This window comes from Phyllobacterium sp. SB3, assembly GCF_040009165.1.
Lineage (GTDB): Bacteria > Pseudomonadota > Alphaproteobacteria > Rhizobiales > Rhizobiaceae > Phyllobacterium.
The window spans coordinates 143,296-159,953 of sequence record NZ_JBDYKI010000004.1; the positions used below are offsets into that span (position 1 = coordinate 143,296).

Sequence of the window (16,658 nt, forward strand, 5' to 3'; positions counted from 1 at the left end):
TGGGTAAAATGGATTCCGGATACACATGATACGCTTGATCGGATATTTTTTCGGAATCGGCACCGTGATGGCGCTGCTGGGTGCAGCGGGCGTTGCGCTTTATGTTGTCAGTATTTCAAAAGATTTGCCCGACTACGAAGTTTTGGCGAAATATGAACCTCCCGTCATGACGCGGATTCACTCGTCCGATGGTCAGCTCATGGCAGAGTTTGCGCGTGAACGTCGTTTATATTTGCCTATCCAGGCTGTTCCTGATCGTGTGAAAGCCGCCTTTATTTCTGCGGAAGACAAGAATTTCTACCAGCATCCAGGCGTCGATATCAGCGGCTTGGCCCGTGCCATCGTGGTGAACGTCCAGAACTGGGGCTCGCGCCGTCCTGTCGGTGCTTCGACCATCACTCAGCAGGTTGCAAAGAACTTCCTTCTCAGCAATGATCAGACTATTGGCCGAAAGGTCAAGGAGGCCATTCTTTCTTTCCGCATCGAGCAAGCCTATTCGAAAGACCGTATTCTTGAGCTTTATCTCAATGAAATTTTCTTCGGTCTGAATTCCTACGGTATCGCCGGTGCAGCGCTGACCTATTACAATAAGTCGGTCAATGAATTGACGATTGCGCAGGCCGCCTATCTCGCTGCGTTGCCAAAGGGCCCATCCAACTATCATCCCTTCCGCCAGCCTGACCGCGCAATCGAGCGCCGGAACTGGGTTATCGACCGTATGGCCGAAAATGGCTATGTGACGGCCGAAGAGGCCAAGGAAGCAAAGAATGAACCGCTGGGCGTAACACCGCGCCATACGGGGAATTATCTCTTTGCATCCGAATACTTCACCGAAGAGGTGCGCCGCCAGATCATTCAACGTTATGGCGAGAATGCCCTGTATGAAGGCGGACTTTCCGTTCGTACGACGCTTGATCCGAAAATGCAGGTACAGGCACGTGCTGCCTTGCAGCATGGATTGTTCAAGTTCGACGAAGCCAAGGGCTATCGCGGCGCTTATAAGACCATCTCGACAGCAGGCGATTGGGGTATCCCGCTTTCTGAGATCAAAGAGTTTTCTGACGTCCCCGATTGGCGACTTGCCGTCGTGCTGGAGGTAACGCCGCAACAGGCGATTATCGGCCTGCGCCCTGAGCAGGATGCATCCGGTAAAGTGGTGCAGGAACGCAAGCAGGGTACAATCGCTGCTGACGATATCAAATGGGCTTTCCGGGTTATCGATGGCGACAAGCGTACAAGTGCCAAGTCTCTTGAAGGCGTATTCAATGTCGGCGACGTAGTCTTCGTCCAAAAGAAAGAAGGCAGCGAGACTGAATTCGACCTGCATCAGATTCCCAAGATTGAAGGCGGCGCTGTTGCGATGGACCCGCACACGGGCCGCGTTCTCGCCATGGTTGGTGGTTTCTCCTTCGCCCAGTCGGAGTTCAATCGTGCAACGCAGGCCATGCGTCAGCCTGGTTCTTCATTCAAGCCATTCGTTTATTCAGCCGCACTTGATAATGGCTACACGCCAGCTTCCGTGGTTTTGGATGGTCCGATTTCGGTCGACCAAGGTGGTAGTCTCGGTGTCTGGGCACCGAAGAACTACAGCGGCAAATTTGCCGGGCCATCGACCCTGCGCTACGGCATTGAACAGTCCCGCAATTTGATGACTGTCCGCCTTGCTCAAGACATGGGCATGAAGCTTGTTGCGGAATACGCCGAACGCTTTGGCATCTATGACAAAATGCTGCCGGTTCTGGCTATGTCGCTTGGATCGGGTGAAACCACCGTATTGCGTATGGTGACGGGTTACTCGATTATCGCCAATGGTGGCCGCAAGATCACGCCATCCATGGTCGACCGCATTCAGGACCGCTACGGCAAGACCGTGTTCAAGCATGATGAGCGCAAATGTGAGAATTGCTCGGCAGACGAATGGACAGGGCAGAATGAACCTGAACTGATCGATGACCGGGATCAGGTACTTGACCCAATGACCGCCTATCAGATCACTTCCATGATGGAAGGCGTCGTTCAGCGTGGTACCGCGACTATTCTTAAAAGCTTGAACCGCCCGATTGCTGGCAAGACAGGTACTACAAACGATGAAAAAGACGCGTGGTTCATTGGCTTTACGCCTGACCTCGTTTTTGGCGTCTATCTTGGTTACGACAATCCGCAGCCCATGGGCCATGGCTTCACGGGGAGCGGCCTTGCTGCTCCAGTATTTAAGGATTTCGCCGAAGCTGCGTTGAAAGATCAGCGCTCGGTTGATTTCCGTGTACCTGAGGGTATGACAGTTCTGCCTATTGATCGCAAAACTGGTATGCAGGCCTCCGAAGGTGGCGCGAATGTCATCATGGAAGCATTCAAGCCGGGCACAGGTCCAGCAGGCAGCTATTCCGTTATCGGCATGGATACCTTCTCCGAAGGCTCGCCAGTAGAAGTTCAGTCACCTAACGTCAATCGCGCCATACAGGGCGGTGGCGGGGGACTCTTCTGATCACCGAACCTTGCGTCTTCGTTGACGTTTTCAAGCCTTTACATCGTGCGGACCAGTCAATATGGTCCGCCGAAATTTGAATGAACTCTAAGGAATAATACCCCATGCGCGCCGAAATCGAGACGCTGGTCGATGAGATCAAGCAGGCCATAAGCCTGCTGAGGAGGCATCTTTGACTGGGATACTTCAATCAAACGTCTGGGCTATCTGAACCAGCTTGCCGAAGATCCGGCGCTATGGAATGACGCGCAGGAAGCGCAAAAACTGATGCGCGAGCGCCAGCAGCTAGAGGACAGCATCAACTCCATCCGCACATTGTCGCAGACACTCGAAGATAATATTGAGTTGATCGCCATGGGTGAAGAGGAGGGCGACAAGTCAATTGTTGACGAGGCTGAGGCTGCTATCCGCGACATCAAGGCTGAAGTGGACAGACGCCAGATCAATACCCTGCTTTCGGGTGAAGCCGATGCCAACGACACCTATGTCGAAGTGCACTCCGGTGCAGGTGGTACGGAAAGCCAGGATTGGGCCAACATGCTTTTACGCATGTATACCCGCTGGGCTGAGCGTAAGGGCTACAAGGTCGATCTGCTTGAAGTCCATTATGGGGAAGAAGCGGGTATCAAATCTGCGACTATCCTCGTTAAAGGGCACAATGCCTATGGTCTGATGAAGACAGAGTCAGGCGTTCACCGGCTGGTTCGTATCTCGCCTTACGATTCAAATGCGCGGCGCCATACTTCATTTTCCAGTATCTGGGTCTACCCGGTTGTTGATGACAATATCGACATTGCGGTTACCGAAGCTGATGTTCGTATCGATACCTATCGCGCTTCTGGCGCTGGTGGACAGCACGTCAACACGACCGACTCGGCCGTACGCATCACGCACATTGCGACCGGGATTGTTGTGCAGTGTCAGGCAGAACGTTCGCAACACAAGAACCGTGCAACCGCGTGGTCAATGTTGCGCGCGCGTCTTTATGAGGCTGAACTGGAGAAGCGTGAACAGGCAGCCGATGCAATCTCTGCGTCAAAGACCGATATTGGTTGGGGACACCAGATTCGTTCCTATGTTCTTCAGCCGTACCAGTTGGTGAAGGACCTGCGCACGGGTGTGGAAAGCACCAGTCCTCAGGACGTGCTGGATGGCGAAGTCGATATGTTCATGGAAGCGGCACTTGCCCACCGTGTCCACGGCACGGATGTTGAAGTAGAAGACATCGCTTAAATCAATCTTATTTACAGCTCGGCTGCAATCTGGCGACCGATGCTGAGAAAGCTGGCTGGATTAACAGCGCTGCCACCTTTGCGTACCTCGTAGTGCAGGTGAGGGCCTGTTGAGCGTCCTGTGCTACCAGCTTTACCAATTACCTCGCCAATATTTACCTGCTGACCAACCGTAACGAGGATTTGGCTCATGTGGCCATAGCGTGTCGAGAGACCATTGCCGTGGTCGATATCTACCATATTTCCATAGCCGCCATTGTAATCAGCGGCTGTCACTGTGCCTTTGGCAGTTGCGAGTACGGAGCTTCCGCTCGCTGCCCGAAAATCCATTCCTGAATGAAACGCCAACAATCCCAGCAGTGGATCTCTGCGGGTGCCAAATGGGCTTGAAACCGGCATGCCGGGTACGGGATTAGCAATCGGAACCGAATTTGCCATCTTCTTGGCCTGCTCTAGTTGCAAAAGTGCGGCGTCAAGATCAGCGATGCTTGTATCAAAATCTGTTGCGAGGCTGGCACTAGCCAGAATGAGCGGTCCGCCCGTGCCGATCTGCTCTTGAGAAATGGGTGATTTTACGCCCGCATTTGCGAGTGCGTCATTAATTCGATCAGCACTTTCATATGCCTTGTTCGACAGAGCCTGCAACTGCTTTGCCTGATGTGTCTCAAGCATGCCGAGAGAGCGATCCACACGATCGAATAGCAGTTCTGCTTTGTCGATGCCAAGCTTGGCTGGTTTGCTTGTCGGGACAATCTTGCGACTGGATGTTGTTGGCCCAGTGATAATGGGATCTATGCCATAAAATCCTTCGGACTCTTCAGAATCTGCAAGGCTTGGAAGATTGTTATCTGCGCGCAACTCTGCAGGAAGGTTTTTGCTTGCACGTTCAAGGACAGGTCCAAGACGATTATTTTGCTCGCTCAGAGTTTTCTGACGCTCTACGAGTTCGCTGATTTTGCCTTCCATCAACTTCTGGTCGAGCATCTGGCGGCTGGTTACCCGATCAAGCTGTGTTCGCAAGGACGCAATGCGATCTTCATAGGCCTGCTGCAGGCGAGCTTGACGAGCAACACTGCCGTGAATGAGATCGTCACGAAACACCAGATATGATGTCGCCAACAGATAGCAAGTTGCCAATCCAATGGCGAAAGTACTGGCGGCGACAGCCATCCATGGTTTCAAGGTAAAATGGCGAATGGTATCGCCCCGCGCGATGATAATCGTGTGGGGCTCTTTTATGCCGTTGAAGATGCTTTGATTCTGAGGTTTCTTCACTGCGGCTGCACCATGTTGGCGGGCTTCGATCTATCAAAGTATTAGACTTTAGTAAGGTTAATAAACTCTGATAGATTCAAAGTTGCCAAGGAGTTTAATGGTCTATCAGGAGATGAGGGCCTTGGTTTCCTCCAGCACCTCTGCGGCATGGCCGGGCACTTTAACCTTGTTCCAGATTTTTGCGATTTTTCCGTCAGCGCCAATCAGAAATGTCGTGCGTTCGACGCCCATATATTTGCGGCCGTACATGCTCTTCTCGACCCAGAGGCCATAAGCTTCGACAATTTTCTTGTCTTCATCCGCAACCAGATCGACTTTCAAGTCGTGCTTCGCGATAAACTTATCGTGTTTTTTTACAGGGTCTGGCGACATGCCTATGACCTTTGCGCCAAGTTTTTCAAACTGGGGCTTCAACCCCGAAAATTCGATAGCCTCCTGTGTACAACCGCTCGTATCGTCCTTCGGGTAAAAATACAGAACCACCGGGCCACTACGCAGCGCAGACAAGGTGATCGTGCCGCCGCCATCTTTCGGCAGTGTAAAATCCGGAGCGTTGCTGCCGATTTCCAAAATTGTCATAGGAATGCCTTTCTTTGATTCTTGTATGCGGTCTTCATTTACGCAACTATAGCGAGGTACGGGAATCATCTACGGTTTCCCAATTGATTCCTCAATTGGCTTGGGAATTTGACAGAGAAACCGGAAAAAGTCCGCTTCACAAAGCGTGATTTCACGAAGCTGCACAAGCACCCGTCTGCCAGCACGCAAGCTCAGGCGCCGGTAGCCACTTTGCGTCAGCGTTCGCTTCTATACAAGCTTACAGGTGCTTGTTTTTCCTTTATTATTCTTCTTGCTGTGCTTGTTGGAATAGCATTTGCAGTTTTGCGTGTCGGTATTGGTGGCGAGGCGCTGACACAGCGTGCCGAGCAGGCGTTGAAATCGGTCGTCGGTCCTGATGCCTATGCGACAATCCAGTCAGCGCAAATCTCGCTTGATCAACGGCGTCATGTGGCTTTGGAAGCGCGCAACGTCAACATTATCGACGACAAGCGCGGCATCGCGATCAACAACGTGCGCGCGGTGCGTATCGGTCTGGCTACATTGCCGTTGCTGCAAGGTAATGTGCGGGTGCAGCGCCTGGAACTGGAAGGCGCAGAGATAAAAGTAACGTCGCATACTCCTTTTGATTTCATGAGTATTGTTCCCAAGGACGAGCGTGGCTTGATTGATTTGGACGGAGCCTCGCAAGCGATCTTTGCGAGTCTTGAAAGTGCCGTCTCACTGCTTGATCAACGTGAGACCCGCGACATTTCCATTTTGGATACAGCATTTGACTTCACAGTTGCCGGCGAACCCAGAAGCTTGCGTATTGTTAAGCTGGATCTGTCGGAAACTGATGGTCCTGTCGCCATCGACGGTATTGTTGAGTGGCAGGGAAAAGAGATCGAACTATCTGCTCAGGCAAAGAGGTCGGCTGCTGGCGGAAAAATCGAGGCTTTCTCAATTGCAATCAACAAAATTCCGCTTTCCGGAAAGTTCGGTACTGCGCCAGTCGCGGACGTTGATGGAATCAAACCGGACGGCGCTTACTTTACCTATGACAACCTCTCTGATTTGAAGCTCGACGGCATTGCCGCAAATATTGCCGAGCCAGCCAGGGTTTGGGGAACTGTCAATATTGATGAGGGTCCAGTCACCATAGGCAATGTCGACGACATGACTGTTGCATCAGCTATTACATTCGAGCACGTCTCTGGTTCAGGTAAGGTCGAGATCAAGCCTTCGAGACTTCATTTCGGTGCTTTTGACGGTGTGGTTGAAGGTGCGATAGGGCCGGAGCCTGTTAAGACAGATGGCAGTGCACCGTCAAATCCCAGTTATCGTTTCGAGCTTGTAACCGAGCGGGCAAAATCCAAGCCGCAGGATTCGACCGAGCAACCCCTGGAATTCAATGCGCGTGTTGGTGGACGATACGATCCTATCGCAAAAAGACTGGATGTTTCGGAAATTGCCGTGCGTAGCAGCGGCGAAAGTGAACTTTACGGGCAGGCTGGTGCGACTTTCGGGCAGGGATCACCAGCCATGAATCTGAACCTGCGTATTCCCAAAATGCCGGTCTCACACGCCAAACAATTATGGCCGGTCTGGGCTGCCACTGGCGCAAGACGCTGGGTGCTCGAAAATCTTTATGGAGGCATGACGAAAGACAGTCGTATCGATGTTGTTTTCCCGGCCGGACGCTTCAATGGTCTGGGGAAGCCGCCGCCGCTGACGGAAAACGAAGTGCAGGTTGATTTCGCTGTTGACGATTCACGCTTTGATATTGTCGGTGATCTACCGGCGGTTCGTGATGCAAACGGCAAAATTAGCGTTCGCGGCGCCTATACCACCATCACGCTTAAAAAGGGATCCTCGTTCACACCTAATAATCGTGAGGCGCGAATTATTGATGGGAAGCTGATCATACCTTGGGGACCGCAAAGGCCGGTCCTGTCGGAGCTTGATCTCAATCTGGAAGGCGATGCTTCCGCCGTTGCCGAAATTATCGGCTTCAAGCCGATTAATGGCCTGAACAAGCTGCCTTTCGTTCCCGATGACATCAAGGGCAATGTAAAGTCACACGTATTGGTGACTTTTCCCGTGACACGACATTCTCCGCCGGGGAGCCTGAAATGGACAGCTGACATGGAGCTGTCAGATATTTCGATCAACAAAAAGATCGATGGGCAGACGGTTGAGAATGCCGATGGCACCTTGTTGGTCACCCAGTCGGAAGCTCGTCTTGATGCCACAGCCAAACTCAACGGAGTGCCGGCTGAAATCGAGCTTTTCGAGCCTTTGGGTGGCAATACTGCCCAGCGTGAACAGAAGGTTACGCTCAAACTCGATGACAAAATCCGCAATAACCTTTTCCCTGCTCTTGATCCGCTCCTGTCCGGGCCGATTTCCGTAGACATTAAAAAAGCACCGGACGGATCGCGTCTGGCGGTAGCTGATTTGAGCAAAGCCGAAATCCGGCTGGCACAGCTGGGTTGGACCAAGGGTTCCGGTGTCAAAGCCAGTGCAAAATTTGCGATCCAACAGGATGGCAATGATGTGAAGATCAGCGATCTCGATGTGGCAGGAGATACTTTCCGCCTTCGGGGTGACGTCAGTGTTGTCGATGGCGATTTGAAAACGGCTGAGTTCAGCACTGCCAAACTCAATCGGGGCGATGATGTCGCGGTGAAGGTGACGCGTACCCAATATGGGTATCGCGTTGATGTGAAAGGCGACGCGTTTGACGCAAGGCCTTTGCTCAATCAGATCACCGAGAGAAAACAGCGAGGCGAAAGTGCCAGCGCCGGCGGAAAGCAGCGCATTCTGGTCAATGCGGATATAGGCTCTGTCACGGGCTTTTATTCGGAAGATTTCAGCAATGTTTCGCTTTCATATGAAGGGGTAGGGTCTACCGTGTCCGGTCTGGCGTTCAACGCGTCAACCAAAGCCGGGCGAAAGATTTTGGCCGCTGATAGTTCCGAAAGTGGATCGCGGTCCATCAGTCTGCAATCCAAGGATGCGGGTGCTGTACTTCGGTTCTTTGGATTCTACGACAAGATGCAGGGCGGCGATATTAACGTAACGCTGGACTCGAAAGGCGATGGACCGCTACGCGGACAGATCGACGCTCGCAACTTCACACTCGTCAATGAGCCAAGGCTCGCAAGTCTCGTTTCATCTTCGCCCAACGGGACAAGCCTCAATGAGGCCGTGAAGAAGAATATTGACGTATCGACGGTGACGTTTGAGCGCGGTTTCTCGCAGATCGAAAAGGGCGAGAATTACATTAATCTGGCGAATGGAGTCATCCGCGGCTCGACGATCGGGACTACCTTCCAAGGTGTGTTGAGTGATCCAAAAGGCAATATGGCTCTGACGGGAACTTTTATGCCTGCCTATGGCATCAATAGAATATTTGGCGATTTGCCTGTGCTTGGGTTGTTTCTCGGCAATGGCAGGGATCGCGGGCTGATCGGTATTACCTACAAGCTGATAGGCCCGCTGAAGCAGCCCCAGATCATTGTAAACCCGATATCTGTGATAGCGCCGGGCATCTTCCGCTCAATATTCGAATTTCAATAATTGACAGCTTGTTTATGCGCGGTTTTGGCCCGCGCACAAACGCCTGTGCAGGCTCAGCCCGGACGTACCAAAATGTGCTTTTTCTTGCCGAGCGACAATTTGATGACGCCGTCCGCTGTCACTTCTGACGTCCCAACTTGAGCCTTTTCGTCCGAAATGTTCAGATCATTTATACGAACCGCCCCACCCTGAACGTGGCGTCGGGCTTCTCCATTTGAAGCTGCAAGGCCAGCTTTGACCAGAAGCGTCAAAATGCCGACGCCTGCTTCCAGTTCCCCAGCAGCAACTTCCACTGTAGGCAGATTGGTCGCCAATGCGCCTTCCTCAAATGTCTTGCGTGCTGTTTCCGCCGCTTCCTCAGCTGCCTGCCTGCCATGCAGCAAAGCAGTGATCTCGGTCGCAAGCACTTTCTTGGTCTCGTTGATCTCTGCGCCACCCAATGCGCCGAGGCGTTCAATCTCATCTAACGGCAGGGTTGTGTAGAGCTTCAGGAAGCGCGTGACATCCGCATCTTCCGTGTTGCGCCAGTATTGCCAGAAGTCATAGGGGCTGAGCAGATCAGCATTCAACCAGATTGCGCCGTTCATGGACTTACCCATTTTGGCACCGGAAGAGGTGGTCAGCAAAGGCGAAGTCAATGCATAAAGCTGCGGTGTGCCGAGGCGGTGACCCAAATCGATACCATTGACGATATTGCCCCACTGGTCCGAACCACCCATCTGCAGGCGAAGGCCATAACGCTTGTTCAGCTCAACAAAATCATAGGCCTGCAAAATCATGTAGTTGAATTCGAGGAATGAAAGCGACTGTTCGCGATCAAGCCGCTGCTTGACCGAGTCGAAGGATAACATGCGATTGACGGAAAAATGCTGGCCAACATCACGCAGGAACTCAAGGTAGTTCAAGGGCAACAGCCATTCAGCATTGTTCACCATCAGCGCGTCTTGCGGTCCATCTCCGAAGCTGAGGTAATTCGCAAAAACCTGATTGATGCCATTGATATTGCTCTGAATAATTTCAGGCGTCATCAACTTACGCGCCTCATCCTTGAAAGATGGATCGCCCACCATTCCGGTACCACCACCCATCAGTGCCACAGGGCGATGTCCGGTCTTCTGCATCCAATGCAGCATCATGATCTGGATCAGACCGCCGGCATGAAGACTGGAGGCAGTTGGGTCAAAACCGATATAGGCCGACACGGTTTCCTTGGCAAAAAGCGCGTCGAGGCCTGCATCATCAGATGTTTGATGGATGAAACCGCGCGTGGAAAGCGTGTGCAAGAATTCGGATTTGAAGGCAGACATAGATTTATTCCTGATTGGTCCGGCGCTGCAAAGCTGCGCTGCGAAAGACGTCCGTGATTTTGGCCGGTGACGACCCGGTAGATATGCACCCCGATTTTCGGGGTGCCATTCTTGAACTAGCTCGCCTTAACGCAGACGCTTTGGTTTAGCTTCTACCAACTCGCCATTGAGTCGGCGGTCGAGGTAATCCGAGCATTCAGCAATGACTTCATCAGTCATGCCGGAGAAGAAGTGATTTGCACCAACCATCGTCTTCTGCGTGATGGTTATGCCTTTCTGCGTCTTCAATTTGTCTACGAGGCCCTGCACATCTTTAGGTGGTGCAACCTTGTCCTGATCGCCATGAAGAATCAGCCCGGATGAGGGGCAGGGGGCGAGGAATGAGAAGTCATAAGTATTCGGCTGCGGAGCAACGGAAATAAAGCCTTCGATTTCCGGGCGGCGCATAAGCAATTGCATGCCGATCCACGCACCAAAGGAATAACCGGCTACCCAGCAAGTCTTTGAATCCGGATGCAGGGATTGCACCCAGTCAAGAGCACCGGCAGCGTCTGACAACTCGCCTGATCCATGATCGAATTCGCCTTGGCTACGGCCAATGCCACGAAAGTTGAACCGTAGTGTTGTAAATCCGCGCTGCTGGAACATATAGAAAAGATCGTAGACGATCTTGTTGTTCATCGTGCCGCCAAACTGCGGATGGGGATGCAGAATGATGGCTATAGGAGCATTTTTTTCCATCGAAGGCTGATAACGGCCTTCAAGACGTCCCGCAGGTCCATTGAAAATTACTTCAGGCATGTATACTCCAGTCTTCGCCAACGAGCGCTTCTTGACCGGCCGGGCTTGACGGCAATCAACAGCACCCATAAAACCAGTTTAGAACCGTTCAAAACTGGTGTAGAAACTATATCGAAGCGGCTTAATAGGCTGGTACGAGGTGCAATTTCAAGAAAATTGCGCTTTCAGGTCATATAGACCGCAAAAGAATAGGATTTGATCCCGATATGGCCCGCAGTCGCGCCTATCTTGACTACAATGCAAGTGCTCCGCTTATCCCAGCGGCGCGCGAGGCCATTGTCGATGCGCTGATGCAAACGGGCAATCCATCATCAGTTCACATGGAAGGCCGTGCTGCCAAGGCAATTCTTGAAGCGGCACGCCGCGATATTGCTGCACTCGTAAACGCCAAGCCTGATCATGTATTCTTTACATCGGGAGCCACAGAGGCAGCTTCAACCCTTTTGATGCCGCATTACTTGATGGGAAGAGCAGAAATGCGCCTCTCACGGCTTTATGTAAGTGCCAGCGAGCATCCGTGCATGCTGGCCGGTGGCCGTTTTACGGCAGAGCAGGTCGAGATCATCCCGGTTAATGGCAATGGCCTGTTGAATGTCGAGCGGCTGCAAGAGCTTCTGTCATCTCATGACCGCAACCAAGGACTGCCTTTAGTTGCTGTACAAGCTGCCAACAATGAAACCGGTGTCATACAGCCGGTTGCAGAGATAGGCGCGTTGATTAAGCAGTTTGGCGGGTTGTTTATCGCTGATGCCGTGCAGGCGGCAGGCAGAGTTCCGCTGGATATTACAACAGGTTCAGCGGATTATTTGATTCTATCTGCGCACAAGATTGGTGGACCGAAAGGTGTTGGCGCGATTATCGCCGTTTCAGACTTGGTAATGCCGAAAGCGCTTGTACGTGGTGGTGGGCAGGAAAAGGGACATCGTGCTGGAACCGAAGCCCTGCCATTGATTGCGGGTTTTGCTGCAGCTGCAAGAATTGCCCGCGAACGCCTTGAGCAAGATGGTTGGCCGGTTTTACAGCGTGAAACATTGGAGAATGGCATCCGTACGATTGCACCCGATGCGATAATCTATGGCGCTGATGTTGAAAGGCTACCGAATACGACTCTCTTCTCATTGCCGCATGTCAAAGCAGAAACGGTGCAAATAGCTTTCGATCTTGCCGGTATTGCGTTATCAGCAGGCTCTGCATGTTCGTCCGGAAAAGTAGGACCCAGCCATGTTCTGGCAGCTATGGGCCACGGTGATGGAACTGGCGGACTGCGGGTTTCCACCGCCCCGGATACGAGTGACGCGGACATCGCTAGTTTTCTTGACGCGTTAACAAAAATTGTCGCCCGAAGGGATCGCTCGGGGATAGCAGCCGCTGATGCAGCATAGAGGATTTCATTTATTGGCGTCTTTTCGTCGATAAATGCAAAAAATCCGGTGAATACCGGTGTTAAATCGTGCGAATGCACATTACATAAAGGCAAATATTCAAGACGACATACTGCCTTGACGTTTGCAACTGCGGGACCTTGAACCCCGCGAGGATGGAGAACGCCAATGCCTGCAGTGCAGGAAACCATTGATCGGGTCCGTACGCTTGACGTGGACCAATATAAATACGGCTTTGAAACGCTTATCGAAATGGATAAAGCGCCTAAAGGCTTGAATGCCGACATTATCCGTTTCATTTCTGCCAAGAAGAATGAACCGGAATGGATGCTTGAATGGCGTCTTAAAGCTTATGAGCGTTGGTTGACGATGGAGGAGCCCACATGGGCCCGCGTCAACTACCCGAAAATCGACTTTCAGGACATGGTTTATTATGCCGGTCCAAAGAATCAGACGGGTCCGACTTCGCTTGCAGAAGTTGATCCAGAGCTTTTACGCACCTACGAAAAGCTCGGTATTCCTTTGAAAGAACAGGAAATACTGGCTGGTGTTCGCAAGGTTGGTGAACCAAGCCCAAGTGACGAAGACGAAGAAGCCAGCGACAACGTCTATAAATCAGGTCGTGTCGCCGTTGATGCGGTGTTTGACAGCGTGTCCGTTGTCACAACGTTCAAGGCCGAACTGGCAAAGGCTGGCGTTATTTTCTGCTCTATTTCCGAGGCAATTCGCGAACACCCCGAGCTGATCAAGAAGTATCTGGCCTCCGTTGTACCGGTTTCGGATAACTTCTACGCAACACTGAACTCTGCGGTCTTCACTGATGGCTCGTTTGTGTATGTGCCGAAGGGCGTTCGCTGCCCCATGGAACTGTCCACTTATTTCCGCATCAACGAGCGGGATACAGGCCAGTTCGAACGCACGCTGATTATTGCCGAAGAGGGTGCTTATGTATCCTATCTCGAAGGTTGCACAGCACCTCAGCGCGACGAAAACCAGCTGCATGCGGCAGTCGTTGAACTGATTGCACTGGACGACGCGGAGATCAAATACTCGACCGTCCAAAACTGGTTCCCCGGAGATGCGGAAGGCAAAGGTGGCATCTACAATTTCGTCACCAAGCGCGGCGATTGCCGCGGTGTTAACTCCAAGATTTCCTGGACACAGGTTGAAACCGGCTCGGCGATTACCTGGAAATACCCGTCTGTTATCCTGCGCGGTGATAATTCACGCGGCGAATTCTACTCGATTGCCGTGTCCAATGGTCATCAGCAGATCGATAGTGGCACGAAGATGCTGCATCTTGGCAAGAACACGTCGAGCCGCATCATTTCTAAAGGTATCTCTGCCGGCAAGTCGAACAATACCTATCGCGGTCAGGTTTCTGCTCATCGCAAGGCGGAAAATGCACGTAACTTTACTCAGTGCGACTCGCTGTTGATCGGCAATGATTGCGGCGCACATACCGTACCGTACATTGAGGCGAAGAATGCGACTGCTCAGTTTGAGCACGAAGCCACTACATCGAAGATTTCTGAAGATGCACTGTTCTATGTCATGCAGCGCGGCATTCCTGAAGAAGAAGCGATTGCATTGATCGTCAACGGTTTCGTCAAGGAAGTCATTCAGGAACTGCCGATGGAGTTCGCTGTGGAAGCACAGAAACTGATCGGCATCAGTCTCGAGGGGAGCGTTGGATAATGGCTGTCACCGTCACGAAGGAAGAACTGGACCGGTTGCGCAAGCGTTACAAGGAGCTTGGCAGTGTTATCGACGAGCTTACGGATACACTTGGTCGAGCTTCCACCGCGACGGAACGCGTTCTTGAGCCGGAATTGATGAGAGCGCGTAAAGAGCTGGCATCGGTTGTAGAACGGCTCAAAAGCCTAAGCGGCGACAGTTCATCCTAGCGTAGCATCAACAGTTGCACGGAATTTAAACATCAGGATCGCCATGGCTGATCCGCGGAATATCAAAGGGTACTAAAATGCTGGAAATCAGAAATCTCCATGCGAAGATCGCAGACACCGACACGGAAATCATTCGCGGTCTAAATCTTACAGTTAAAGCTGGTGAAGTTGCTGCGATCATGGGTCCGAATGGCTCGGGTAAATCAACTTTGTCATACATTCTCGCTGGGCGTGACGATTACGAAGTTACCGAAGGCGACATTCTCTACAACGGCGAATCCATTCTGGAGCTTGACCCTGCAGAACGTGCAGCGAAAGGCATTTTCCTGGCATTTCAATATCCAATGGAAATACCTGGCGTTGCAACGATGGAATTTCTCAAAGTTGCTTTGAACTCGCAGCGCAAGGCGCGCGGTGAAGAACCGTTGAAGATTCCTGAGTTTATCTCCCGGGTGAAAACGGCGGCAGGATCGCTGGACATGGATCTGGCGATGCTGAAACGTCCTCTCAATGTTGGTTTTTCCGGCGGTGAGAAGAAGCGCGCTGAAATCCTGCAGATGAAACTGCTGGAGCCAAAGCTTTGCGTGCTTGATGAAACCGACTCCGGTCTCGATATCGATGCCTTGAAGATCGTCTCTGATGGCGTCAATGCACTACGCTCACCTGACCGCGCCGTGATTGTCATTACCCACTATCAGCGCCTGCTCGACTATATCGTTCCCGACAGCGTGCACGTGCTTTACAAGGGCCAGGTCATCAAATCTGGCGACAAGAATCTTGCACTTCATCTCGAAGAGAACGGCTATGCCGATATTATCGGTGAAGCCGCTTAAGGATTGATGTCATGAATGTTCATACCGGGCGTCAGCCCACCGCAGCGGAATCGGCCTTGGTCGATGCTTTTCTTGATCGCATGGGTGAATTGCCGGGCGATGGCGAAGTTGTCAGTGCTCGCGATAATGCTATAGAGGCCTTGAAGACGCAGGGATTGCCCTCACGACGAGTAGAGGCGTGGCATTACACTGATCTTCGCACTTTGCTGCGCGCAGTACCGGCATATGACGCAACTGCTGGTAGCACTGCATTGCCATCAGTTATAGCCGGTTCTTCGGTAGCAACTGTTTCGAACGGCGTTGCACTCCATTCGCCCAATGTTGAATCTGTTACATTTACCAAATTCAGCGAAACGCTCGCCAACGGTGCCGCAATACGGCATTTGGCCATACGCGACGGCGACGATGCCATCGGCCAGATCAACGCAGCTTACGTCACTGACGGTTGGAGCATCGTTGTTGCAGATGGCGTCGAGCTTGAAGCGCCGTTAGAGATACAGAACGCGCAGATTCGCGGGCAGGGACATGTCCGTTTTCCCGTTCAGTTCGGAAAAGGCGTCAAGGCGACAGTCATAGAGCGTCAAACTGGCGGTGAGGGCGAGGGTTTTTCAACAAGCGTCAGTAATTTGACTGTGGCCGATGGTGCGGAAATAAACTGGATCATTCTGCGCGAGCAGGGCGCGGATGCTACTCAGTTGGCGCAGTTTACCGCTACTCTCGGCACCAATTCAAAGCTTACACTCTATGTCGTCAACGCGGGTGGCAAGTTGGTGCGTCAGGAAGTGCACGTGCTGGTCAAAGGCGAAGGCTCTGATTTCCAATTGCGCGGTGTGAATCTGCTTGCAGGCGATACACATACCGACGTTACGATGACGCTCGGCCATCTGGTCGAGAACACAACATCAGTGCAGATCGTTCGCAATGTTGTTACCGATCGTGCCCGTGGCGTGTTTCAGGGGCAGATCAAGGTCAACAGGATCGCCCAGAAGACAGACGCACGCATGGCGTGCAACACACTTCTTTTGTCTGACGATGGCGAATTCGATGCGAAGCCGGAACTTGAAATCTTTGCTGACGATGTAGCCTGCGGTCACGGTGCGACTGTTACCGAGATAGATGGCAATCATCTGTTTTATTTGAAGGCCCGCGGTATCCCTGAGAACGAAGCTCGCGGTCTTTTGATCAAGGCTTTCGTCGCAGAGATTATTGAAGAGCTGGAAAGTGAACCTTTGGTAGAAGCGCTGGAAGCGATTCTCGATAAATGGCTGAACGCGCATATCTGATCGACGCGGCAAACCCCAAGGATAAGTGCAG

At 52.1% G+C, this 16,658-nt stretch carries 12 protein-coding genes; 8 read left to right on the plus strand and 4 right to left on the minus strand.

The genetic code is table 11. From position 1 onward, the window contains the following. The first annotated feature begins 25 nt into the window (after positions 1-25). Together ABKW30_RS16115 and prfB are read left to right on the plus strand one after the other, a co-directional pair. Entirely contained in the window at positions 26-2,485 is a 2,460-nt protein-coding gene (locus ABKW30_RS16115; RefSeq protein ID WP_348599954.1) for a penicillin-binding protein 1A, read from the plus strand. Positions 2,486-2,589: 104 nt separating this feature from the next. Further along, a protein-coding gene (gene prfB, locus ABKW30_RS16120; RefSeq protein ID WP_348599955.1) for a peptide chain release factor 2 occupies positions 2,590-3,718 on the plus strand; the annotation gives its coding sequence in 2 pieces (ribosomal slippage) (positions 2,590-2,658 and positions 2,660-3,718; 1,128 coding nt in all). A gap of 11 nt (positions 3,719-3,729) precedes the next feature. On the opposite strand, the gene ABKW30_RS16125 is transcribed toward prfB, so the two are convergent. Continuing rightward, on the minus strand, positions 3,730-4,992 hold the full coding sequence (locus tag ABKW30_RS16125) for a M23 family metallopeptidase (RefSeq protein WP_348599956.1): 1,263 nt from the start codon (positions 4,990-4,992) through the stop codon (positions 3,730-3,732). A 105-nt stretch (positions 4,993-5,097) separates the two neighbouring features. Continuing rightward, the gene (locus tag ABKW30_RS16130; RefSeq protein ID WP_348599957.1) at positions 5,098-5,571 is read right to left on the minus strand and encodes a peroxiredoxin; all 474 of its coding nucleotides are present in this window, start codon (positions 5,569-5,571) and stop codon (positions 5,098-5,100) included. 108 nt (positions 5,572-5,679) lie between these two features. Here ABKW30_RS16130 and ABKW30_RS16135 point away from each other — a divergent pair, with 108 nt between their 5' ends. Then, positions 5,680-9,114: a DUF3971 domain-containing protein gene (locus ABKW30_RS16135; RefSeq protein WP_348599958.1), complete on the plus strand. Its 3,435-nt coding sequence runs from the start codon at positions 5,680-5,682 to the stop codon at positions 9,112-9,114. 53 nt (positions 9,115-9,167) lie between these two features. Here ABKW30_RS16135 and tyrS read toward each other — a convergent pair whose 3' ends face one another. After that, positions 9,168-10,421 (minus strand): tyrosine--tRNA ligase, encoded by a 1,254-nt coding sequence (gene tyrS / locus ABKW30_RS16140; RefSeq protein WP_348599959.1) that lies wholly within the window; start codon positions 10,419-10,421, stop codon positions 9,168-9,170. A gap of 126 nt (positions 10,422-10,547) precedes the next feature. Beyond that, positions 10,548-11,222: an alpha/beta hydrolase gene (locus tag ABKW30_RS16145; RefSeq protein WP_008120868.1), complete on the minus strand. Its 675-nt coding sequence runs from the start codon at positions 11,220-11,222 to the stop codon at positions 10,548-10,550. A 206-nt stretch (positions 11,223-11,428) separates the two neighbouring features. On the opposite strand from ABKW30_RS16145, the gene ABKW30_RS16150 reads away from it, so the two are divergent. From ABKW30_RS16150 to sufD, 5 genes are all read left to right on the plus strand, one after another. Further along, complete coding sequence (locus ABKW30_RS16150; protein WP_348599960.1) at positions 11,429-12,604, plus strand: cysteine desulfurase family protein; 1,176 nt, start codon at positions 11,429-11,431, stop codon at positions 12,602-12,604. A 168-nt stretch (positions 12,605-12,772) separates the two neighbouring features. After that, on the plus strand, positions 12,773-14,302 hold the full coding sequence (gene sufB / locus ABKW30_RS16155) for a Fe-S cluster assembly protein SufB (RefSeq protein ID WP_348599961.1): 1,530 nt from the start codon (positions 12,773-12,775) through the stop codon (positions 14,300-14,302). Further along, complete coding sequence (locus tag ABKW30_RS16160) at positions 14,302-14,511, plus strand: hypothetical protein (RefSeq protein WP_008120874.1); 210 nt, start codon at positions 14,302-14,304, stop codon at positions 14,509-14,511. The genes sufB and ABKW30_RS16160 overlap by 1 nt, the downstream gene beginning before the upstream one ends. A gap of 77 nt (positions 14,512-14,588) precedes the next feature. Beyond that, positions 14,589-15,344 carry a Fe-S cluster assembly ATPase SufC gene (sufC, locus tag ABKW30_RS16165; protein WP_115051645.1) on the plus strand — a complete coding sequence of 252 codons (756 nt, stop codon included), beginning with the start codon at positions 14,589-14,591 and terminating at the stop codon, positions 15,342-15,344. A gap of 11 nt (positions 15,345-15,355) precedes the next feature. Continuing rightward, positions 15,356-16,627 (plus strand): Fe-S cluster assembly protein SufD, encoded by a 1,272-nt coding sequence (gene sufD / locus ABKW30_RS16170; protein ID WP_348599962.1) that lies wholly within the window; start codon positions 15,356-15,358, stop codon positions 16,625-16,627. The last annotated feature ends 31 nt before the right edge of the window (positions 16,628-16,658 follow it).

Excerpts from the sequence above, each read along its gene's own strand:
- ABKW30_RS16145 (WP_008120868.1), bottom strand. The coding sequence starts at position 11,222 with ATGCCTGAAGTAATTTTCAATGGACCTGCGGGACGTCTTGAAGGCCGT.
- sufB (WP_348599961.1), top strand. The coding sequence starts at position 12,773 with ATGCCTGCAGTGCAGGAAACCATTGATCGGGTCCGTACGCTTGACGTG.
- ABKW30_RS16160 (WP_008120874.1), top strand. The coding sequence starts at position 14,302 with ATGGCTGTCACCGTCACGAAGGAAGAACTGGACCGGTTGCGCAAGCGT.
- sufD (WP_348599962.1), top strand. The coding sequence starts at position 15,356 with ATGAATGTTCATACCGGGCGTCAGCCCACCGCAGCGGAATCGGCCTTG.
- tyrS (WP_348599959.1), bottom strand. The coding sequence starts at position 10,421 with ATGTCTGCCTTCAAATCCGAATTCTTGCACACGCTTTCCACGCGCGGT.
- sufC (WP_115051645.1), top strand. The coding sequence starts at position 14,589 with ATGCTGGAAATCAGAAATCTCCATGCGAAGATCGCAGACACCGACACG.
- ABKW30_RS16150 (WP_348599960.1), top strand. The coding sequence starts at position 11,429 with ATGGCCCGCAGTCGCGCCTATCTTGACTACAATGCAAGTGCTCCGCTT.
- ABKW30_RS16115 (WP_348599954.1), top strand. The coding sequence starts at position 26 with ATGATACGCTTGATCGGATATTTTTTCGGAATCGGCACCGTGATGGCG.
- ABKW30_RS16130 (WP_348599957.1), bottom strand. The coding sequence starts at position 5,571 with ATGACAATTTTGGAAATCGGCAGCAACGCTCCGGATTTTACACTGCCG.